This is a genomic window from Flavobacterium taihuense, from assembly GCF_019351435.1.
Classification (GTDB): Bacteria; Bacteroidota; Bacteroidia; order Flavobacteriales; family Flavobacteriaceae; genus Flavobacterium; species Flavobacterium taihuense.
Genome location: NZ_JAHWYN010000002.1, coordinates 338,147 through 360,831, shown reverse-complemented (window position 1 = coordinate 360,831; position 22,685 = coordinate 338,147). Strand labels below are relative to the sequence as shown.

The 22,685-nt window shown below is 36.6% G+C and carries 17 protein-coding genes; 5 read left to right on the top strand and 12 right to left on the bottom strand.

The window, feature by feature from the left end; all coding sequences use genetic code 11:
* Positions 1 to 66: 66 nt before the first annotated feature.
* Both rpmA and rplU read right to left on the bottom strand, forming a co-directional pair.
* Positions 67 to 327: a 50S ribosomal protein L27 gene (gene rpmA, locus KZH69_RS03155; protein ID WP_111409679.1), complete on the bottom strand. Its 261-nt coding sequence runs from the start codon at positions 325 to 327 to the stop codon at positions 67 to 69.
* 22 nt (positions 328 to 349) lie between these two features.
* A complete protein-coding gene (gene rplU, locus KZH69_RS03150; protein WP_219316008.1) occupies positions 350 to 784 on the bottom strand; it encodes a 50S ribosomal protein L21 in 435 nt (144 codons plus the stop codon).
* A gap of 251 nt (positions 785 to 1,035) precedes the next feature.
* Between rplU and KZH69_RS03145 the strand changes: the two genes are divergently transcribed.
* The gene (locus KZH69_RS03145; protein WP_439649421.1) at positions 1,036 to 2,334 is read left to right on the top strand and encodes a M16 family metallopeptidase; all 1,299 of its coding nucleotides are present in this window, start codon (positions 1,036 to 1,038) and stop codon (positions 2,332 to 2,334) included.
* A gap of 61 nt (positions 2,335 to 2,395) precedes the next feature.
* Positions 2,396 to 3,766: a M16 family metallopeptidase gene (locus KZH69_RS03140; protein ID WP_219316007.1), complete on the top strand. Its 1,371-nt coding sequence runs from the start codon at positions 2,396 to 2,398 to the stop codon at positions 3,764 to 3,766.
* A 176-nt stretch (positions 3,767 to 3,942) separates the two neighbouring features.
* On the opposite strand, the gene KZH69_RS03135 is transcribed toward KZH69_RS03140, so the two are convergent.
* Positions 3,943 to 4,809, bottom strand: coding sequence for a DMT family transporter (locus KZH69_RS03135; RefSeq protein WP_219316006.1), 867 nt, complete (start codon positions 4,807 to 4,809; stop codon positions 3,943 to 3,945).
* 108 nt (positions 4,810 to 4,917) lie between these two features.
* Between KZH69_RS03135 and KZH69_RS03130 the strand changes: the two genes are divergently transcribed.
* On the top strand, positions 4,918 to 5,295 hold the full coding sequence (locus KZH69_RS03130; RefSeq protein WP_219316005.1) for a heavy-metal-associated domain-containing protein: 378 nt from the start codon (positions 4,918 to 4,920) through the stop codon (positions 5,293 to 5,295).
* Between the two features lie 156 nt (positions 5,296 to 5,451).
* Here the strand turns inward: KZH69_RS03130 and gldD are convergent, their stop codons facing one another.
* From gldD to mutY, 6 genes are all read right to left on the bottom strand, one after another.
* Complete coding sequence (gene gldD, locus KZH69_RS03125) at positions 5,452 to 6,015, bottom strand: gliding motility lipoprotein GldD (protein ID WP_219316004.1); 564 nt, start codon at positions 6,013 to 6,015, stop codon at positions 5,452 to 5,454.
* Between the two features lie 8 nt (positions 6,016 to 6,023).
* Positions 6,024 to 7,319: a gliding motility-associated protein GldE gene (locus KZH69_RS03120; protein ID WP_219316003.1), complete on the bottom strand. Its 1,296-nt coding sequence runs from the start codon at positions 7,317 to 7,319 to the stop codon at positions 6,024 to 6,026.
* 23 nt (positions 7,320 to 7,342) lie between these two features.
* Positions 7,343 to 7,783, bottom strand: a complete 441-nt coding sequence (locus KZH69_RS03115) for a single-stranded DNA-binding protein (RefSeq protein ID WP_219316002.1) — start codon at positions 7,781 to 7,783, stop codon at positions 7,343 to 7,345.
* 109 nt (positions 7,784 to 7,892) lie between these two features.
* Positions 7,893 to 9,068, bottom strand: a complete 1,176-nt coding sequence (locus KZH69_RS03110; protein ID WP_219316001.1) for a hypothetical protein — start codon at positions 9,066 to 9,068, stop codon at positions 7,893 to 7,895.
* Positions 9,069 to 9,105: 37 nt separating this feature from the next.
* A complete protein-coding gene (locus KZH69_RS03105; RefSeq protein ID WP_219316000.1) occupies positions 9,106 to 9,927 on the bottom strand; it encodes a tetratricopeptide repeat protein in 822 nt (273 codons plus the stop codon).
* 239 nt (positions 9,928 to 10,166) lie between these two features.
* Positions 10,167 to 11,204 (bottom strand): A/G-specific adenine glycosylase, encoded by a 1,038-nt coding sequence (gene mutY / locus KZH69_RS03100; protein WP_219315999.1) that lies wholly within the window; start codon positions 11,202 to 11,204, stop codon positions 10,167 to 10,169.
* A gap of 133 nt (positions 11,205 to 11,337) precedes the next feature.
* Here mutY and KZH69_RS03095 point away from each other — a divergent pair, with 133 nt between their 5' ends.
* Positions 11,338 to 11,628 (top strand): HU family DNA-binding protein, encoded by a 291-nt coding sequence (locus KZH69_RS03095; RefSeq protein WP_035634379.1) that lies wholly within the window; start codon positions 11,338 to 11,340, stop codon positions 11,626 to 11,628.
* Positions 11,629 to 12,029: 401 nt separating this feature from the next.
* Positions 12,030 to 13,574 carry an Rne/Rng family ribonuclease gene (locus KZH69_RS03090; protein WP_219315998.1) on the top strand — a complete coding sequence of 515 codons (1,545 nt, stop codon included), beginning with the start codon at positions 12,030 to 12,032 and terminating at the stop codon, positions 13,572 to 13,574.
* A gap of 165 nt (positions 13,575 to 13,739) precedes the next feature.
* Here KZH69_RS03090 and pbpC read toward each other — a convergent pair whose 3' ends face one another.
* The 3 genes from pbpC to KZH69_RS03075 all read right to left on the bottom strand — a co-directional run bounded on the left by pbpC (position 13,740) and on the right by KZH69_RS03075 (position 22,683).
* Positions 13,740 to 16,070, bottom strand: coding sequence for a penicillin-binding protein 1C (gene pbpC / locus KZH69_RS03085; protein ID WP_439649420.1), 2,331 nt, complete (start codon positions 16,068 to 16,070; stop codon positions 13,740 to 13,742).
* A 236-nt stretch (positions 16,071 to 16,306) separates the two neighbouring features.
* Positions 16,307 to 21,973: an alpha-2-macroglobulin family protein gene (locus tag KZH69_RS03080; RefSeq protein WP_219315996.1), complete on the bottom strand. Its 5,667-nt coding sequence runs from the start codon at positions 21,971 to 21,973 to the stop codon at positions 16,307 to 16,309.
* Positions 21,974 to 22,239: 266 nt separating this feature from the next.
* Complete coding sequence (locus KZH69_RS03075; RefSeq protein WP_219315995.1) at positions 22,240 to 22,683, bottom strand: nucleoside deaminase; 444 nt, start codon at positions 22,681 to 22,683, stop codon at positions 22,240 to 22,242.
* Between the last annotated feature and the right edge of the window lie 2 nt (positions 22,684 to 22,685).

Here is a 22,685-nt window from a genome sequence, read left to right as displayed (position 1 = left end):
ACAATCCTAAAACAAAAAACCCGTTTCTTTCGAAACGGGTTTTGCAATAATATTTAATTCTTATGATTATGCTTCGAATGGAAGTATAGAAACATAAGATTTATTATCTCTTTTCTTTTGGAACTGAACAACTCCATCTACTCTTGCGTGTAGGGTGTGATCTTTACTGATGTAAACGTTTTCACCTGGATTGTGTTTTGAACCTCTTTGTCTTACGATGATGTTCCCTGCGATAGCAGCTTGTCCACCAAAAATCTTAACGCCTAAACGTTTTGATTCTGATTCTCTACCATTCTTGGAACTACCGACACCTTTCTTGTGAGCCATGACGTATTAGTTTATTTTGTTATTATTCTTGTGTATCTTCTTTTTTAGCCTTTGGAGCTTTCTTTACTTTTGGAGCTGCTTCTACTTCTTCTGTAGTAGCTTCAGCAACAACCGCTTTTTTAGCAGCTGCTTTCTTTACAGTTCCGCCAGTAGTAATACCTTCAATTACAATTTGAGTAAGATATTGTCTGTGACCGTTTCTTTTCTTGTATCCTTTTCTTCTTTTCTTTTTGAAAACGATAACTTTATCTCCTTTTAAGTGTTGTAACACTTTAGCTTCTACTGAAGCACCTTCTATAGCTGGGGCGCCTATTGTGATTGAACCGTTGTCATCTACTAAATAAACTTTATCAAAAGAAACTTTTGATCCTTCTTCATTTACCAAACGATTAACGTAAACCTTTAGGTCTTTGCTTACTTTAAACTGTTGCCCTGCTATCTCTACGATTGCATACATACTGAATTGTTTTAATAATTTTTAAGGTTGCAAATATACAATTAAATATTTACCCTGCAATTCTTTACCGAAAAAATATTTTACACCTTTTTAAAAGTCTATTTCATCCTATTTTTGAAATAGTTACCGATGTAAAACAAAATAACGTTAATATATTCCTAATGCTGAATTTACTTACTTTCCTCAGGATAAAAAAAAGTACTTTTGTGCTACAAAATCAAAAAACAGTTACCAATAAAAAACAAATAATGATGTCAAGTGCTGCATTAATGTTAGGAGGAGTGGCTTCGGCCCAAAAAGTAGTTTTCGAGGAATACGATTTAGACAACGGGCTACATGTAATTTTACACCATGACGCTTCTGCTCCAGTTGTTATCACCTCAGCTATGTACCACGTAGGAGCGAAAGACGAGAGTCCTGACCGAACTGGCTTTGCTCACTTTTTTGAACATTTATTATTTGAAGGAACCAAAAATATCAAAAGAGGCGAATGGTTTAAAATTGTAACTTCAAACGGAGGAACCAATAATGCCAACACTACAGATGACAGAACCTATTATTATGAAATATTCCCATCAAACAATCTAGAATTAGGACTTTGGATGGAATCCGAAAGATTAATGCATCCTATCATAAATAAAATTGGAGTGGATACCCAAAACGAAGTCGTAAAAGAAGAAAAAAGAACAAGCTATGACAATCGCCCTTATGGAAACATATTGGCCGCTGTAAAGGAAAACATGTTCAAAAACCATCCATACCGCTGGACAACCATAGGCTCAATGGAACATATAGATGCTGCAACACTGGAAGAATTTCAGGCATTCAATAAAAAATTCTATTTACCCAACAATGCTGTTTTGGTAGTTGCAGGCGATTTTGAAAAAAAACAAACCAAAGAATGGATTCAAAAATACTTTGGGCCAATTCCTAAAGGTGAAATAGTTCCTAAAAAAACATATCTGGAAGAACCCATCACACAAACTATCAAAGCCTCCTATGAAGATCCCAATATTCAAATCCCGATGTTGGTCGCCAGTTACCGCACTCCATCCATGAAAAGCAGGGATGCTAGAGTATTGGATTTAATTTCTTCTTATCTGAGCGATGGAAAAAGCTCCAAACTATACAAGAAAGTGGTAGATGATAAAAAAATGGCTTTGCAAATTGGAGCGGTAGGTTTTAGTCAGGAAGATTACGGCATGTACATCGTATACGGCTTGCCGATGGGCAACTTCACCATCAATGACCTACTGAAAGAAATCGACGAAGAAATCGTAAAAATCCAAACCGATTTGATTTGCGAAAGTGACTATCAAAAATTACAAAACAAATTTGACAACAACTTCGTAAACACTAATGCTACAATTGAAGGAATTGCCAGTAATCTGGCAACGTATTACCTGCTTTACAAAGACATCAACCTGATCAATACCGAAATTGAACTGTACCATTCTATCACACGGGAAGAAATTAGAGCGGTAGCTAAAAAATACCTAAATCCAAATCAACGTTTACTTTTAGATTACATACCGGCAAAAACCTCTTAATTAAAGAAACCGATATCACAAAAAGAGCACAGTATTCATCCTTTCATTATTAACAGGAATTATGCAAGCACAAAATCGCACGCAACCCAAACCCGGAAAATCACCTATAATAAATATCAAAAAACCACAAACCTTTGTCTTAGCAAATGGCATGAAAGTACTGGTCGTGGAAAACCATAAATTACCAAGAGTATCTTTCAACCTAACCCTAGACAATGCTCCCTTTGTGGAAGGTAACAAAAAAGGAGTCGATGAGCTAACCAGTAACTTAATTGGAAATGGCAGCAAGAAAACAACCAAGAAATCTTTCAATGAAGAAATTGACTTTTGGGGCGTTGACATCAATTTTAGTTCCCATGGCGCTACCGCAAATTCGCTTTCCAAATACAGTGGAAGAGTTTTGGAATTAATGGCCGAAGGTGCCTTACACCCAAATTTCACTCAAGAAGATTTCGACAAAGAAAAAGCCAAATTAATAGAAGGCTTGAAAGCCGAAGAAAAAAGTGTTCCCGCAATTGCCAGCCGCGTTGCAGATGTTTTAGCTTTTGGCAAGAACCATCCCTCGGGCGAATTCATGACTGAGACAACCTTAAACAACATAACAATTGGTGATGTAGAAGCTAATTACCATAATCATTTTGTCCCGGAAAACGCTTATCTAGTAGTTGTGGGCGACGTAAAATTCAACAATGTAAAAGTTGCTGTAGAAAAATTATTTGGCACTTGGGAAAAAAGAAACACATTTAAGACATCTTATGACACTCCGATAAATGCTTCAAATCTGCAAATCAACTTAGTTGATGTCCCCAATGCCGTTCAGTCAGAAATCACGTTGATCAATACCGTGAATTTAAAAATGGGAGATCCTGATTTTTTCCCTGTTGTAATTGCCAATCAAATCCTAGGAGGAGATTTCAACAGTTACTTGAACATGAATTTACGCGAAAAACATGGTTGGACGTATGGCGCTAGATCAAGCATAGGAGCCGGAAAATACACAACCAAATTCTTTGCCAAATCTGCCGTTAGAAATGCAGTTACGCATAGAGCCGTGGCAGAATTCATCAAAGAAATAAAAAGAATCAGAACCGAAAAAGTAACCAACGAAGTACTGCAAACTGTAAAAGCGGGTTATATCGGGAGATTTGTCATGCAGGTAGAAAAACCACAAGCAGTTGCTCGATATGCACTAAACATCGAAACCGAAAAACTGCCTGCCGACTTTTACGAAAAATACATCCAAACCATAAATGATGTAAATGCCGACGATGTATTGCGTGTGGCCAACACCTATTTCCTAATCGACAACATCCGAATCGTAATTGCCGGAAAAGGATCTGAGATTGCCCCAGAATTGGAAAAACTAAAAATTCCGATGTTCTATTTTGACACTTATGGAAATCCCGCATCAAAACCCGAATATAAAAAATAATTCATTCCTATTTTTTGGGCGTGCCCCAGTTGAGCAAAGTGGCTTACTTATAGTACCGCTTACAAAGCCACTTTACGCAACAGGGTCGGGCTATTCATGCTACTTTGGTAGCTTATTTCTATCCCTCACGCAGCTTCACGAAATAGAAGTATATTACTGCATTTCAAAATCAAAAACTATTTTTTAGCCGACAAATAAACCCCAATCAAAATCACAAAAGCACCAATACATTGCACAAACGTCAACATCTCATTGTCCAGCAATCCCCAAAAGAAAGCAACAATTGGAATTAAATACGTAACCGATGTAGCAAAAACAGGCGATGACACTTGTATCAGTTTAAAGAAAATCACATTAGCAATTCCTGTCCCGAGTACTCCTAAAACCAATATAAACCAAAGGGAATGCTGCACTTTTTCGACATGAACCACATTAAAAAAATCGGTAAAAAACAAAATTCCCAAAGCTGGAAAAAGTAAGATGAAAAAATTCCCAGTAGTGATACTTAAAGGCGTCAAATCTGATAAATATTTTTTAATCAAATTGACATTCACAGCATAACAAATCGATGCAATCAAAACCAGAATAGCATAATAATAGTTTTGTTCAGGATGGTTCACCGCTCCGTTAAAAACCAAAAGCATACTTCCCAAAAGTCCGATGATCACTCCCCAAATCTGACTTCTCCTGAAAGTAATACCAAAAAAAGCAGCGCCCAGAATCAAGGTATTCAGAGGAGTCAAAGAATTTAAAATGGCCGTAATCGAACTATCGATCTGGGTTTCGGCAATCGCAAAAAGGTAAGCAGGAACAAATGTTCCAAACAGGGAAGTTAATGCAACATATTTCCATTGATGACTTGGAATTTTCAACAAACTCTTAAATCCAATAAGAAATAAAAAAAGTGCAGCAAAAATAATACGCAGAGAACCCAACTGAAAAGCGGTCAATCCGACTAATCCTTTTTTGATCAATATAAACGAACTCCCCCAAATTAGGGAAAGAACCAACAAATAAACCCATTTCAACTGCTTTGTCATCATAAACACTTTTTTGATGCAAAATTGTAATAATTTTAGAAACTACAGCTTCTTTTTTTATTAATTTTGCAACCAATTATTAGAAACTAAATCATTTAAAATCATATCATAATGAATTTCAAAAAATCAATCGCAATGGCAGTACTTTCAGGTTTACTTTTTGCAAGCTGCAAAGACAATAAAGCCGAAGTGAAAGCCGAAACTACTTCAGAAACCGCAGCACCTAAAGTTAAAAAGGAAATTGCTGCTGCCAATTTACAAACAGCAAGCTTCAAAATAGAAGGAATGACTTGCGCCATAGGTTGTGCCGCAACAATTCAGGAGGAATTAACGGCATTAGATGGTGTTCAAACTGCCAAAGTCGATTTTGACAAAAAACTAGCAACGGTAACTTTTGACAAAACGGTTCAAACTCCAAAAAGCTTAACCAAAGTAGTTCAAGCAACCGGTGACGGAAAAACATATAAAGTTTCAGATATGAAGTCGTAAAACTGACTTATTTCTAAAAAAAAAGCATTCGTCGCTGGCGAATGCTTTTTTTTATGTTTCAATGCGCAATAATAAAAACTGCCCCATTCAGTTTAATGCGTATAATCAGTGTACCATTTCGGCAGCTATGCACTATTTCAGTCAAGCATTTTTATCTTACTTCCACTTCAAGGTTTCCATCAACCGCTGCATATCATTTTTGATATAACTGGCCGCTGGCATGATGGAGTCAAAATTGGGTTTGGCATAAAAATAAACCGAACCCGTAACAAAATGTTTAATACTATCGGTGGCATAAAACTGGGAATTTGTAGCCGCATTTCCATCTACCTGATAAAACATACCGTACACTTTTTTATCCGGGTTTATATAAGGCTGTTCCAATATATCATCGGCTTTTATAACGTGCTCGTACGTAAGTTTTTGAGCGTCTCTAAGCAATTTATTCATATTATTACTTACTGGTTTATAAGTCAAATAAATAGTAGCCTTCATCTTTGGATACGTAATCGAGTAGCCACATCCCTTATCTTCTTTGACAATTGCTTTCGAATTGACATCAAATTCAAATGGGCAATGTCCTTTATGCGTAATGTACTCCGCTTCGGGATAATCCAGTCGTAAATAACTCGACGGTTTTGGCAAAACATCATTTTTACATCCCACTACAGAAAAGAAGAATGTAAAGAGTAGTGCTATGACAGTAAATTTTTTAAGCATATTGTAATTTATTCAATCGTTACTTTAATTTGTTTGACACGTTTTTGATCAACCGATTCAATGACAAACGTACAGTTTTCAAAAACTATCTTCTGACCTTTTTTGGGGAAGTTACCCAAAATTTCAAGAATAAATCCAGCCAAAGTCTCTGCTTCCCCTTTTCGTTCTTCAAATAAATCTTCATCCACATCAATAATCCTATAGAAATCTTTCAGGTTTATTTTGCCCTCAAAAATATAATTTTTATCATCAATTTTGGAGAAATTAACGGGTGCATCATCAAATTCATCACTGATTTCACCTACTATCTCTTCGATAACATCTTCTAGCGAAACTAATCCTGAGGTTCCGCCGTATTCATCAACAACAATAGCCAAGTGGCTTTTCATACTTTGAAAGTCTTTGAGCAAATTGTCCAGTTTTTTATTTTCAGGTACAAAAAAAGGTTCTCGTAATAAAGCTGTCCAATCAAACTCGGTGTCGTTGATATATGGAAGTAAATCTTTGACAAACAAAACGCCTTCTATTTGGTCAATATTATCTCTATATACAGGAATCCTAGAGAATCCTTTTTCTATTATTTTGGTATAGATTTCCGCAAATGTTTCAGTGATTTCCAGAGCAAAAACATCAATTCTCGGACTCATTACCTGCTTGGTATCGGTATTCCCAAAAGAGACAATTCCTTCCAATATCTTTTGCTCTTCGGTTGAAGTTTCGCCAGTATCAGTCAGCTCTAAAGCCTGTGAAAGTTGATCTACCGAGAAATTTGTTTTTTGTTTTCCCAATTTATTTTGCAAATACAAGGTCACAGAACGCATCGGAATACTTACTGGCGACAATAATTTATCCAATCCAGAAATAGGGTAAGCAATCAATTGAGCAAATTTTATATTGTTTCGACTAGCATATACTTTGGGCAAAACTTCACCAAAAAGCAACAACAGGAAAGTTACCAAAATTACTTCGGTAATGAATTTTAATAGCGGCGAACCTATAGCTTCAAAAATTTCTTTTCCAACAAAAGAAAACAAAATAACAACCCCTATGTTTATAAAATTATTGGCAACTAGTAATGTGGCTAAAAGTTTTTTTGGTTTTTCAAGAAGCTGGGCTATAATTTTCCCTTTTGAATTGTTTTCTAGAATAGTATCCTCCAAATCTTTTTGCGATAAAGAGAACAAAGCGACTTCGGCACCCGAAACTATTGCTGAGCAAAACAGCAAAATAATAATTCCGATAAAACCAAATACTAAAGTAAGGTCAACTTGAGAAGCAATCTGTAAACTGGGCTCTGGGTCCAAATTCTTATAAATTAGTTAAACAATTAAAACGGCAAGTCGTTGATAGGCAAACCGTTATTTTGAGGGTCAAAGTTAGTGTTTTTTGTGGATTCTTGGGAATTTAATGCTTTATTGCTTTCAGTATCTTTTTTTGTGGTCAAAAAAGTAAACTCAGTTACCTGAATTTCCATCGTATGTTTGGTAGAACCGTCTTCGGCTTGCCATTGTCTGGATTTGATACGCCCTTCAACATATATTTTATCTCCTTTAGAAAGGTATTTTTCACATATTTCGGCGGCTTTATTGCGCACAACCAAATTATGCCATTCGGTTGAAGTGATTTTCTCGTTGGTCGTTTTATTGACGTACACTTCATTGGTAGCCAATTGAAATCTTCCGATACAGTTTCCCCCGTCAAAATAATGCATTTTGACATCGTCGCCAAGGTGGCCTATTAGCATCACTTTATTTAATGTTCCATTCATGATTTGGTGGTATTTCTACCAAAGGTACATTATTTTTGAAAACTATTTTTGTTGAATTCCTAATAAATAATTCTGTCAACTTAGCACTGCAAAGCCAAAATTACATTTGTTACTTCCCGCTTTTTTTGATTAATGCCCAAACGTTTTCATTAAAATTACCTCTGTTGATTCCTGTCAGTTTTTCAAGAACCTTAAAATAATTATCATTGCTTTTTTCATATTTACCGCAACTAAGCAATTCGATAACGGCAGGAAAACCTTTTTCTTTTTCGATTTTTTCAACGATTAAAGCGTTAATCAAATAGCTCACGATAAGGTGTTTTTCTTTGCTTTCGCCAAAATTATAAAAACCGTCATACAAACTCAGCCAATCTGATTTTGGATTGTTGGCTACTTTTTCTTTGAATGTTTTTAGGATTTGAGACCAACTGATACCCCAACTTCCACCATAAAGATAAGCACATCCTTCATCAACCGGTTTGTTGATTGTGTATTTTGGAATAACATTTCTGGCTCTTTCGTGCCATAAATCGTGCGGGTCAAAACTATTGAAACTCGTATTGTAAGTTCCATTGACTAACAAAGTGGTTTTGTTTTCATTAGCATCGAAAGTACTAACGGAGCGTCCATTGTATTCTAATTTGCACAAAACTCCAATGTTTTTCAACAGTTCTGGCATATCATTACAACCGTACCATACAATATTGTCCTGCGGGGCATTTAGTTTTTTGTCAAACAATGAGACATCTTTTACATACTCACTGGCGACTTTGGTGTTCAATTCTTTTTTGAAATGAAAGGTAGTATTTCCTATTTTTTTGGTTTGCCAAGAAAAAGTATTGCGTTGCAAAGGCGATAAGAAATAGAATTTGTCGTCTATATATTTGGCTAGAATTTCAAAACTGGCGTTCAAAATCGGCGTGTTTTCGTTTATACCTATATATGAAATCTGAATTATGAAATTACTTTTGTCGATTTGCACGATGTTGGTTAAATAGCCTTTATAGAAATTATCGTCTTTAACCTTTGGGCTTTTCTCGATTCCTTTCATTTCGTCAAGAAGGATTGACGTTTCTAGCAGGTCTTCTTTTAAAACAAAAACGTTCTCTTTATTAGGGCTTTCTTTTTGACTCAAAAAGCCATTTAATGATTTTACCAGTTGTTTGGCAACCAAAGTATCTTTTGGCAAAATGACATTTGCAGGAACAATTAAGGGATTGATTTGTGCAAAAGATAGAGCAGTAATAAAGAGTAATCCGATTAGTAAGAATTGTTTTGATTTCATATTATTGTTTGATATTGATATTGAACTTAACATTGTTTTACGACTTCCATCGTACTTGATAAGGATAGGTTTCATAAATTACATTATCCTCATTAATAGTATAACCCGATTTTCCGTCTTGTTTTGCTTCTTCTAATATCTTTTTGGCTTCTTCTTTTTTATTCAATCGAGCTAAGCAAATCGCTTTATAGTATTTAGCATCCGATAAATTGGGATACAATTTTAGCGCTTTATCAAAAACAACAATTGCTTCTTCCCATTTTTTTAGTTCATATTTTGAAACTCCATAATAAAACAAAGCGGTAGGATGTTCTAATCCTTGTCGGTTTTTAAAAATATCATCATTGTATTCTCCAAAAAGTTTCTCTGCTTTAGCATATTCATTGAGTTGCAAATAACACAAGCCAATATAAAAATTGTAGGTATGATCCATCACATAGCTATTCCCGAATTTCTTGATGCAATCCTCAAAATCTGAAATGGACTCCTTATACGTTTTAGCAAAAATACATTTGATAAAAGCCCTATATGACTGATGTTTTTCCGGATTTAATTGTACCGCTTTGTCCAAATAAACCATTCCAATTTCGTATTTTCTAGCTTTAAAATACGGCATTGCTTTTTGTTGCCATAAATAGGAGATTGTACTGTCTTTTTTTATTCCCGCGTCAAGACATTGTTGCCACTCGGACATTTGAGAATTATAACTGTATTTTTCGGCACAATTGGTAACGAATTCCTCTATTATGGCTTCTTGATTTTTCTTAATTGTTTCGGAATTTGTTTGTGCAAATGTTAGTAATCCGCAATGCAGACTTAGTAAAAGAATAATTTTTTTCAAAGTGAAGATTTTTTTCATGTTTGAAATATAGAAATATCCTACTTAACAGTCAAAACGGTTTAATGTATATTTAACATTATTCGACTAAACATCTCGTTTTACGGCTTGGGTAAGGGATAGCAGCTAGCTACCGAAGTAGCGCGTATAGCCCGACGCTATAAAACAATGGGGCCGAATACACGTTCCTAAAAGTAGGCCCCGTTGTTTTATAGGGTTACCCCCACACGAGCCTTAGCGAACTGACGAAATAAATGATTTTATAGTTTCTCCTCTATAAAATTATGAATCACTATTGGGAACGGAAATGTTTTGGCTGTTTCCAGGTCGATTCCGTTTTCGATGGTTCCTTTTAAATTTGCTTTCCAAAACTTGATATGCAAATGTTGGTGCGAGAGTTTGTGAATGATGCTTTCTTCGTTGAATTCCAACAAACTCACTATTTTGTTTTCCTGGAAAAATTGCTGATTGATTTGTTGAGCCACGGTTTCGAAATCTTCGACTTTGTCGGTTTCGATCAAAGGGAACTCGTATAGATTATGCCAAATCCCTTTGGCTGTGCGTTTCTGGATAATGGTGTTCTCCAAATCATCGATGGCTATTATATAATTAAAGTAGCGGTTTCGGACTTTGGTTTTCTTGGACTTTACTGGTAGCTGATCTACTTTCTTTTTTTGCAAAGCTGCGCAACTGCTGTTGAATACACAAATAGAACAATTGGGACTTTTGGGAACACATTGCAGTGCACCAAATTCCATAATGGCTTGATTGAATTGTGCTGGGTTGTCTTTTGGCATAAGTTCGAAAGCCAAAGCGGCGAATTCTTTTTTGGCAGAGGCCTGAGCGATATCAGTTTCTAGGTCAAAATAGCGAGAAAGCACTCGAAACACATTTCCATCAACCACAGGAACACATTCATTATAGGAAAAAGAAGCAATTGCAGCGGCAGTGTATTCGCCAATTCCTTTTAACTTTAGCAAGTCGGCATAATTATCGGGAAAAATGCCATTCATTTCTTGAGCGACTGTTTGAGCAGTTTTGTGTAAATTGCGAGCACGGGAATAATATCCTAATCCTTGCCAAAGTTTCAGGACTTGTTCTTCATTGGCTTTTGCCAAATCAAAAACAGTCGGAAAAGCCGCAGTAAAAGACAAAAAATAAGGCATTCCTTGCGCCACTCTCGTCTGTTGCAACATGATTTCGGAGAGCCAAATCGGGTAAGGATCGACTGTTTTTCGCCAAGGCAAATCACGTTGATTTTGCAAGTACCACTTAATTAGAATATTAGAAAATTTCATCGTAAAAAATTTGAAAACAAAAGTAATTGTTTATGTAATTAAATTTTAACGAATTAGGTTGATTTATTGTTTTTTAAATTCATATATTTGCAAACTCAAAAAAATTATTACAACATAATAAAAAGGAAAGAAAATGACGAAAGCAGATATCGTAGCGAAGATTTCAGAAAAATTAGGCCTTGAAAAAGGAGATGTGCAAGCAACTGTAGAGACTTTTATGAACGAAGTAAAAAACTCACTTGAAACTGGTGACAATGTTTACTTAAGAGGTTTCGGGAGTTTTATCGTTAAAACAAGAGCTGAAAAAACTGGAAGAAATATTTCCAAAAACACCACTATCAAGATTCCAGCACATAACATCCCTGCTTTTAAACCTGCAAAAGTTTTTGTTGAAGGAGTTAAAGTGAACAACGAAGCAAAATAACACTATTAATTAATCATAAAATCTATTAGATATGCCAAGTGGTAAAAAAAGAAAGAGACATAAGGTAGCGACGCACAAACGTAAAAAAAGAGCGAGAGCTAACCGTCACAAAAAGAAAAAGTAGTTTTAAACTACTTTTTTCTTTTTTAAGTTCATTGAAATTTGGAAAATCAGTAAGCAGAATTCAGTTTTCAGATTGCAGTTTAAAACTGCGGTCTATCCCGATAGCTATCGGGACTTAAATCTGCAGTCTGAAATTCCTACCGGGTACAATACCTGTTAAATTATTGTTTAATCCATCCTTGCTGAAAAGTTGATGGTTGATAGTTGATAGTTGACGGATTTTCCAACAACCCACAGCCCACAACCCACAACCAATAAGTACGGATAAAAATTTACAAATGAATAAAGAATTAATCATTCGATCTAGTTCTGATTTCGTAGATTTTGCCTTATTAAAAGATGGAAAACTAATTGAATTACACAAGGAAGAAGAGAAAAGCAACTTTCAAGTAGGTGATATTTTTATTGCCAAAATAAGAAAACCCGTTGCCGGACTTAACGCTGCTTTTGTAAACGTAGGCTTCGAAAAAGATGCCTTTTTACATTATCACGATTTAGGACCTAACTTAGCTTCCCAACTGAAATTCATAAAACTTGTAAGCGCAGGTAAAATAAAAGATTTCTCCCTAAAAAACTTTCAGTTTGAAAAAGAAATAGATAAGAATGGTACGATTACAGATGTAATCAGTGCTAATCAGTCTGTTTTGGTACAAGTTGTCAAAGAACCAATATCGACCAAAGGGCCAAGGATAAGCGCAGAGCTTTCTCTAGCCGGAAGATTTATTGTTTTGGTTCCGTTTTCTGACCGTGTTTCTATTTCACAAAAAATAGAAGACAAAAAAGAGAAGGAACGTTTGAAACGCCTTGTACAATCAGTCAAACCAAAAGGATTTGGTGTTATTGTTCGCACAGTAGCCGAAGGCAAAAGTACAGTAGAATTAGAAAAAGATTTGCAGAACCTGCTCAGCAGATGGAATGCAATGTGTAAAAAATTACCAACTGCTCATCATCCTTCCAAAGTATTAGGAGAACTCAACAGAGCTTCTTCAATATTAAGAGATGTATTTAATGATACCTTCAGTGGTATTCAGATTGATGATGAAGAGTTGTACAACCAAACAAAGGATTATCTGCAAGAGATTGCACCATCCAAACAATCAATTGTCAAGTTCTATCAGTCAAAAGACACTCCGATTTTTGAGAAATACAATATTGAGAGACAAATCAAAACTTCCTTTGGAAAAACCGTTTCCATGAGTAAAGGGGCTTACCTTATTATCGAACACACTGAAGCTCTACACGTTATAGACGTAAACAGCGGAAACCGTTCTAATAAAGCTACCAACCAAGAGGACACAGCCATGGAAGTCAATATGATTGCAGCCGCCGAAATAGCCAGACAATTGCGTCTTCGTGATATGGGCGGAATCATAGTAGTTGATTTTATCGATATGTCGAATCCTGAAAATCGCAAAGTCTTGTTCGACTTCTTGAGAGAAGAAATGAGCGACGATAAAGCGAAACATAAAATCTTACCACCGAGTAAATTTGGGTTGGTCCAAATTACCAGACAACGCGTAAGACCTGAAGTTAACATTAAAACTAGAGAAGAAGATCCAAACAATGAACATGGCGAAATTGAAGCGCCAATATTAATCATTGACAGAATCGCTTCCGATCTGGAAAGAATTTTAAAAACCCACAATAAAGTAGTGCTTAATGTACATCCGTTTGTGGCTGCATACCTCAGCAAAGGTTTTCCATCATTGCGTTCAAGATGGTTTTTTGAACACAAAAAATGGGTAAAAATCATACCGCGTGACGCTTACACGTATTTAGAGTATCATTTCTACGACAAAAAAGGAAATGTTATCAAAGAATAAAATAAAAACCGTCTCATTTTTTTAATGAGACGGTTTTTTTATGCGCCATTGATAGATTTTAGGAGCTATTTCCAGCTATCCGCTATATCTTTTCCTGGCTAAAGAAGCCAGAAAAAGGATGCCGCTTCTATCTGGGCTAGGACATTTCGTTTCCAAAAACATCAATTACTCTTTTACAATCTCTATTTTTCTCCGAATTTCGTTTCCAAATTCATCGACCACAGTGATATAATGAAATCCACTCGTGGCAGATATTGGCAATTCGTGAAAGGTTTTCGTCGTACCTATAAACACATTATCTACATACCAAAACAGTTTGCTTTCGCGTTGTGAATGAGCGACTTTTAGAATCACAGGCTGTATTTCACTATTGAAATTTTTGGTAAGATAGATTTTGCTATTCGTTTTGGGATAAATAAAATCCATTGTTGCGGTTTGTGTTACCATACAATCATTTCGAAATGGTGGCAACGACAAGTACTCAATATGCTGACTTTTGTAATACCAAGCCATCACAGGGGGCAAAACAAACCAGTTTTTGGTCACTATATTTTCTATGTTTTCACAACTACTATTAACTTGAAATTGTAGTGATTTATCCAAATGCACCGTTTTGTGATACGGACAAATAGAAGTGTTTTTTCCTTTTTTCGAAACAAGTTGCTTAATTTTTGGACAGCCGTCTTTGGCCAAATAACCACTCAAACTGCACACTTCAACTTCTTCCAAATCTTTATAAGGCGTATCAAACCATCGCTGTCTTGGCAACAAATTAAAAACATCAAATAAAATCGGTGCGGCGCTGGTGACTCCTGTCAACGTAGGTCTACCCTCACCTGTTGCGTTTCCAACCCAAACGCCTACAACGTATCTTGCATTAGTTCCTATCGCCCAGGCATCACGATTACCAAAACTTGTCCCTGTTTTCCAAGCAATTTTGAGCGAACTGTCATAGAATTTCCAAGCTTCGTCTCCTTCGGGGCGATTGACTTGTTCCATTGCATTATACGTAAGCCAAATCGAACCTGCTCCCAAAATATTTTTTTGTTTGGTTTCGTCTCCAAAATCAACTTGAAAATCATCTTCGTAATTCAATTCAGCAAACTCATTGGTTCTGTATTGCCCTTGATTTTTAGTAAAATGATTCAAAGTTGAGGACAAACCGGCGTAAGTTCTACACAGATCCCACAAATTGCTTTCGGCACCACCCAAAATAAGCGACAAACCGTAATGGTCAGGCGGTTTTGAAATATCCCGCAATTTGAAGCGTTGCAATTCTTCATAAAATTTATTCACCCCAAAATCCTGCAACATCAATACGGCCGGAATATTCAAGGAACGCGACAATGCGCGATGTGCCGGAACGGCTCCGTCAAATGTCAGGTTAAAATTTTGAGGTGTATAGCCCGAAATTTGCGTCGGGATATCTGCCACTAGCGTATTGGGTAATAACTCTCCATCGTCGAGCATACCAGCGTATAAGAGCGGTTTCAAAATACTTCCTGTACTTCTTGGCGCATCAATAATATCAACATCTTTTTGATGATTACCATCCGTAGGCGAATTGCCCACATAGCTCATCACTTTTCTATTAGACACATCGATAACCAAAATAGCCAAATTATGAACCTCGTTTTGCTTGTACTGATTGTAATAATACTTTGCAATTTGATTGACTCTGTTTTGCAACCCAATTTCTATTGTCGTTTTAATTCGGGTTCCTTGTTGGTTTTTTGCGACACGCTCTAATAAATGAGGCGCTATTTGAGGCAAATCATACGGCTTTTGCGGTAACGGTTCGTCTATTGAAAGTTCATAAGTTTGATTATCGATAATTCCTTCTTGGCTTAGCTTTAATAAAAGTCGATTACGCTTGTTCAATAATTTAATTTGGTTTTTCCCGGGATAAATCAGGCTGGGCGCATTGGGCAATACGGCCAAAGTTGCACTCTCCGCCCAAGACAATTGATGGGATTGCACTCCAAAATACCGCCAAGAAGCCATTTCCAAACCCACCACATTTCCACCAAAAGGAGCGTGAGAGGCATATAATTCTAAAATTTCGTTTTTCGAATATCCCAACTCTAATCTCGTGGCGAGAATGAGTTCGATTATTTTTTCAAAATAAGTTCGCCCTTTGCCATTTCTGGATAATCGAATAACTTGCTGTGTCAACGTGCTTCCGCCACGAACGACTTTGCCCGCTTTCCTATTTTGCTGAAAAGCATTGACCATCGCCACAGGATTGAATCCGGGGTGTTTATAGAAATATTCGTCTTCAAAATAGACAATACACTTTTTGAATTTGTCAGGAACGCTGTCCTGTACTGGGAATCGCCATTGCCCGTCAAGTGCAATTTTGGCTCCAAGCAATTCTCCTTCTTTACTTTCAATCACCGTAGAATAGGGTTCTTGAAACAAAGTTCTTGGCAACGAAAAATAATAAACCACCAACAGCAAAAAAGCTATTGATGATTTAATTTTATTCAGTTTCATCCAATTGATGATGCGTTGCAGGAACAATATTAGTTTATTTTTCAAAGCTGATTTATTTAACCGCAAGGGTCGCAAAGTTATACGCAAAGTTCGCGAAGAATATTAATACTTAATATTGGCCACGGATTGCACGGATTAAACAGATTAAGACAGATTTTTTACTTCACAATTAATTATAATTTCAATCTGTGTGAAATCCGTTCTATCTGTGTCATCCGTGGCTATTTTACCATCTTCTATTTCACAACTTGAACCCAAAACCCTTTGGTTCTGGCCAAAAACGTATTGTCATACATCGCTTCGCATTGCAGTCCCGGCAAATAATACGTACCCAAATAAGAAGCATTCAGCAATATTCTAAACGTTTTTACTTCTCCTGCTTTCAATCCAAAATAGAAATTGGTTCTGTCATCGCGAATGTCAATATAATCTGCAATATTATTGGTTGCATCTCCATAATCTGTGAAACGAGTATTTACAATTTCGAATCCAGAAGGCAAAATCTGTGATAACGCCACATTTTCTACATGTTCATTTTTTTGGTTTCTAACGGTTACCTCAGCAATGAATTCAGTTCCTTGATTGATTTTAGAAACATTGATAACTCCGCCTTTTCTGTTTTTGAAAACAATCGAAGCCGAAACATTACTTTGAATCGCTTTCTCTTGTCCGATAGGAAGAATTCCTGTGTTCAGTACACGAACAAACAATCTGTTCTTTCTGTTGTTTTTTAGAGTCATACTATTCGAACCCGTTTTGACAACCAAACTTCGGTCTGCAATGGTTTTCATCGTTTTAATAGATTGTCCTTTTCCATCTTTACTGAACTGGACATCTATTCCTTTCGGACCATTACTCACGGAAAATTTAGCCATTGCATACAAACAATAAGCGGTAGTTTGCGTACTCATCCATTGGTCACTTGACATATGTTTAGCCAATTTTGCTGCCATTGCAAATGCTTTTTGCTTTTGCCCAAGCAATAACAATGTTTCTAGAGCCATTGCTCGATTCCTATCACCAGATCCGTAATAGTAATAATTATAATTCGAATTATCATCTATAGAAGTATTCAGCAACAACGTCAAACCTGCTGATTTTTGTCCCGCCAATACATAAGCCGAAGCCAAACGTAATTTGCTTTCGTTCGAAATTCCTTTGGTTTCACGCAATCTGTTCATCGAAGACAAATCGGGCGCCCCTGCCAAAGCCAAAGTATACAAGCGATAAGATTGTGCAAAATCATTTCCGTAACTCGGCATAAATCGCCATTGTTTAGCTTCTTTTTGTTGGTACGAAATCCATTTTGTTTTAAAGTTGATAGGCAAAAAGTATCCTTTTTTCTCTGCTTCAATCATAAAATGCCCGGCATAAGAAGTACCCCAATCGTCAGCAATGGTTCCACCTTGCCAATATGTTATTCCTCCGTTCGACAATTGAAAACCTCTGAGTCGGGTAATTCCTGCCGTAACATTTTTCTGAATCAAATCTTTACGATTGGCATCCAAATCGGCAATATCATTCAGATACAATTGAGGAAAAACAGACGAAGTCGTTTGCTCAACACAACCGTGCGGATATTGAATCAAATACTGTAATCGCCCATTTAAATTAATGGTTGGCATTGATGAAATTTCCAATTTTGCCTTATTGCTTCCCGAAACACCAAATGTTTTCCACGAAATAGTTTTAGAACTGCTCGGTTCCAAAATCACATCAGTAAACGTATTGGTAACCGGATTAGGATTGGTCATGTCTATCTCTACATCATAAACCGATTTTTCTTTGCCAGAAGTAGCCACAATCTGCACTTTTCCAATTCCGGTTACAGAACCAACGGCCAAATTGAAATAAACCATTTTTTCATCAGGCTGTGCAAATGACACTTTTTGAGCGGCACTGCCAATAACTTTTAATCCGTTATTGGTTTTAATTTGAACCGTAACATTTTTGATGTTTTTTTCCATTGTAAAAACAGTAACCGGAATCGTCACTTTCTCAGATGGAGATATTTTTCTAGACAACGAAGCCAAGACCATCAAAGGACTGCGAACAGGAGTTGCTTTTTCGACACTTCCATAAGCACTCGTAGTCGCATCACCAGCCACAATCATAGTTTTTACCGAACCAATATATTTCGGTAATTTTACCTGATGCGTTTTAGTTTGTCCTTTCTCCAATTTAAAAGGTCCCATATAAATCACAACTGGTTTGAATCGGTTGGCTTTTTTGGCTTTACCTCCACCTAAATCCTGGTCACCTCCAATACTAAAAATCTGATTCACTTTTCCACCATACGCCCCAATCACATCATCATAAATATCCCAAGTTTTCACGCCCAAAGCTTCGCGAACATAAAAACTGTCCCACGCATTTGGCGCTTTAAAACGTGTTAAATCCAACAATCCTTCATCAACAATAGCTATCGTATAAGTCATTTCCTTTCCAGATTGCTCACTCACTTTTATCGCAAATGACTGTTCCGGTCGCAACACGTCTGGCATCACCAATTTGGGAGCTAGAATTGTATTTTTATCAACCACTTCAATCGGCACAATTCCATACATTCGGATTGGCAAATCGTTCTTAGTTGATGCGTGCGGTTGCAACAATGTAATATTAAAATACACGTTTGGTGCCATAGAAGCCGTAATCGGGATAGTCACTTTAGTTTCTCCTTTTTGGGTCTTCGCCCAAAGCGTTTGAACTACTTTCGAACCATTTTCGATAGAAATAAAAGCTCGGCCTCCTTCGCTTGACGGGAAAGAAATCTGAGCGTTTTCACCCACGGCATACTTTTCCTTATCGGTAGAAAAAACCAACATATTGGCCGTTGAAGCATCGGTATTTTTGGTTTTTCCAGACCACATTGGCCAATCAATATTTACTGTTAAAGCCGTTGCGTGTCCGCCAACTTCATCTGAAACCCGAACTAAATAACGTCCCCACTCTTCATCGGTCAATGCAAATCGCACATTCCCTTTTCCGTTGGCATCGGTATTTATTCGGAAGGTTTTATAAGAAGTCGTCGCATCATCAGAATTATAATTAGACAAATTATCACTTGAAGCATCCCACCACCAGCGCCATTCTACTTTATAGACTTTTACTTCCAGATTTTTAACTGACTTTGGCATGCCGTTTTCATCAACTGTGACTACATCAAATTGATTCACTTTGCGAGTTTCGAGCATACCGTATTTGTTGGGCTCTGGTGATTTTATACCAACATAAGTGTTATACGGAGAATATGTAGTTGCTATAACATCAGTGCTAAAGTCGCCTCCTTCTTCATATACTTTGGTAATGAACGAAGCTTTCAGCATACCGGGTGCGACTCCTTGAATTTTAGGATCTATAGACGTATTCGCTTTTCCATTGGCATCTAATTTCCCTGAGAAAACCGTAACTTCTTCAGTATTAAATTTTCGTACCAAATCATCAAAAACATATTTTTCATAATTCTTAAAAGTCGTAGCTTGTTGCGAAAATTTAGCCTGCATTTCGACATTCAAATTTTTGGCCACAGCCCCGTGAAGCCAAGTCACTTCGAGATTGCTGGTATTTGGATAAGACGATGAAAGTATTGATCGTTTGAAAGTGTTTTTGATTTTTAAACGATTGGGTTTGATGGTTTCAATTTTAATGCTTTTATAAAACTTCGCTCCGCCAACGCTTACCATCGCTTCCCAATTTCCGGTAGGCGCATCCATTTCTGTAGGCACGGTAAAAGCATAGTGATTCCACTCATTCGATTTTTGAACAGTTTGATACGTTACTTTACCATTGGGGTCGCTCAATCTAAATTTTATTGGATGTCCGGATGGAATTTTATTCGAAGCATCATTCAAAATAAAAGACAAATACAAATTATCTCCTGGTCTCCAAACCCCGCGTTCTCCATATATAAAACCTTTGAGTCCTTTTTGCAAGGTTTCACCCGACACATTAAAATTACTGACCGACAACGAATTTCCGTCATCAAGTCGGACATAAGTCGATTGTGTCCCGTAAGTAACAATGGCAAAATAGGCAAAAGTATCTAACTGAAAACTGGCAATTCCTTCACTGCTTGTTGTGCCTGTAGCCAATTTTTGCTGTTGAAAACTATACAAGTCCACTCTTGCGTTCGAAATGGGTTCAGTAGTAATAATATTGTTTACGGCAAATAAATACGATTTATTCTCTCCTCTTTTGGCAATTACCCCAACATCCGAGGCTAAAATATTTGTTCCAATCTTGGCATTGTAATAATACGAACTCGAGCAAGGATCTTGGCTTTCTCTCCATTCATAATCGTCATAATAATACTCATCGTATGCATTTTGACTATAATTCACATCATTTTCATCCACATCTTCTTCCTCATCATTTTCACTGTCATCAGCAGTTGAAGATTCGCATTTGTATAAAGAATAGGCTTTTTTATACGAGAACTCCACTCTGTAAATCGCACCGGGTTCTGGCGTTATAATCTTGGACAAATCCAAAGCAAAAGTGTTCCATTTACTTGGATTTACCAAGTTGTTTTCATTGAGATAAAGCGTAGATTTGGCAACGGGCTGTCCAACTCTTTTCAGATTTCGAGTTCCGTTTAACTCGTTATCCTGCAGAAATTGAAGAATGTTGTTTTTATAAATTTTATACACTTTTACATCAACAGCACTTAAATTTACAGCCTCAAAATTGAGTTTCAGATTACTCGAACTTGGCAGAATCGTTCCGTTTTTGATGAAACGAACATTGGGTTTTATTTCATCAAACGAAATTTTCTCTGAGTAATTCTCATTCAGTTTTTTACCGTATTCACTTTCAATCCCTTGAAAAACCTCCAACAGCAATTCTCCTGTGAGTTTTTGTGAACCCACAACTGGCTCAGGCTCGACAACGGCAACTTCCTCCGGTTCTTCAACTGAAGCAGTATCGACAGCCACAGCAGTAGAATCAGTAGCTAAAACTTCTACAACTGTTTCTGGAGCAACCTCAACAGGCTTTTCAACGGCTTTCTCATTATTAAAATAAACCTTCAACACATTGCCTTGTGTAGAAAATTTTAAATTACTAGTATTTTGAATCGCCACCAAACCTTTAAAATCCTGTCCTTTTTCCAATGGCTCCGAAAAATTGATGGTCAAGGATTGATTGTTTCCTTCACTTATTTCAGTTTTTATAACTTTAAACTCATTTAGCGCCGTAATCGGGAAATCGACAGCCCCTTTTTGATCAATATCATAATCCGTTCCGTTGTATTTAATTTCGAGATTGCTTTTGGAATCCAATCGCTGAATACTATCAATTCTAAATTTAAATTCTTTGCCAACTGCATTCGATTTTTCAAACACAATTTTCAAATCGTTTCCACCATGATTGGCTTCCACCAATTTTTTAGCAGTTTCAAAATCCATATTGTCTGCGGTTTTCAATACACAATTCAAATATTGGTATGCTGCGCTGTACGATTGCAAATCAAGCGTATTGACAATAAAGTCCTGTTTGATGGTCTTTACCGTAAAATTGAAATTGGAAAGTGTTTTATCCTTTTCGGCAACCTTTGAATTTAATTTATCCAAATGCAAAGTCACCTGATATTCGGTACCCGATTCCAGTTTTTTTTCGGGAATAAAAGCAATAGTATTACTGGAAAGTGCAATCACTTTTCCGTTGACATTTGGAGAAATATCGAATAAATCATCGTCCAAAACCTGATTGACTTTCCAATTATTGTTATCGAAAGCCAAAACCACACGAATATCGGATTGCGCCGAAACTATTCCCCCCGTAAAACTGACTATATACTCTTTGAATAATGAAAAATCGGAATTAAAATCGGCGGCTGATTTTTTACCACACGCTTGAAACAAAAAAAACACACAAAACACGTAAATTAATCCTTTTGTTTTCACTTTTATCTAGAGTTAATGGGTTACAAATTAAAAATATAGCAATATTTCACAGTCAAAACCATAACTGCAAAAGCATACATTATATTGTAGTAAAAGTATAGTATTTTGATTAATATTTTAAGAAGAAAATTCTTTGGAGGTAAATTATTATTTGAAGGTCTTTTTTAGGAGCTTTTTCCAGCTATTCGTTGCAATCTTTATTGTTTTAAAGAAAAACAATAAAGGATTTCCATTGCTATCTGGGCTAGGTATTTCGGTTAAAAAGACTATTTTCTTCTCTCAGCAAAAAACCGTTTCATCAGTTCCGAAGCTTCATTAGCCATAACTCCACGAACAACAACAGTTTTTGGATGCAGTTGAGTTCCCATTTTCACAAACCCACGATGATCATCGCTGGCTCCATAAACAATTTTGGTAATCTGGCTCCAGTACAAAGCTCCGGCGCACATTTGGCAAGGTTCCAATGTAACGTAAAGCGTGCAATCTTTAAGGTATTTTCCGCCAAGAAAATTAGCAGCCGCAGTTATGGCTTGCATTTCGGCGTGAGCGGTGACATCATTGAGCAACTCGGTTAAATTATGACTTCTGGCAATAACGGTATTATTGACCACAATAACGGCTCCCACAGGAATTTCGCCCTTGTCAAAAGCCATTTCAGCTTCCTGCAAAGCTTTCTTCATAAAGTACTCGTCCGTAAAAATATTTTCCATAA